Here is a 352-nt window from a genome sequence, read left to right on the forward strand (position 1 = left end):
TTCAAGGCCCGTGTCACTGAGCGTCACAGCGCGGAGCGGCGTGTCTCCAGCGTCTTTGCCAGCGCCTATACGGCCGTCCGGCTCTGCGTCGACGCGATCGTCGCTGCCGGCGGTGACGAGCCCGACGCCGTCCGGCGCGAGCTCTACAATCGATCCTGGCCGACCCTGTTCGGCGCGCTTTCGATCGACCGCGAGACCAATCATGCCGCCCTGCCCTTCCATCTCGGCAGGATCAACGCCGACAACGGTTTCGATGTCGTCGCCTCGCGGCCGCCGCTCGCCGCCGACCCCTATCTGACCGGCCGCAACCGACAGGCCCTGCCGCGGCTGAGGGTGGTGTCATGAGAGAGAC

General features: G+C 68.2%; 1 protein-coding gene. It reads left to right on the forward strand.

The features are described from left to right. Positions 1-345 (forward strand): transporter substrate-binding protein (locus AF337_RS05740; RefSeq protein ID WP_152970918.1); only part of this gene is annotated, 345 nt, incomplete at its 5' end. Between the last annotated feature and the right edge of the window lie 7 nt (positions 346-352).

The organism is Rhizobium ecuadorense, from assembly GCF_001187535.1.
GTDB classification, from domain to species: domain Bacteria; phylum Pseudomonadota; class Alphaproteobacteria; order Rhizobiales; family Rhizobiaceae; genus Rhizobium; species Rhizobium ecuadorense.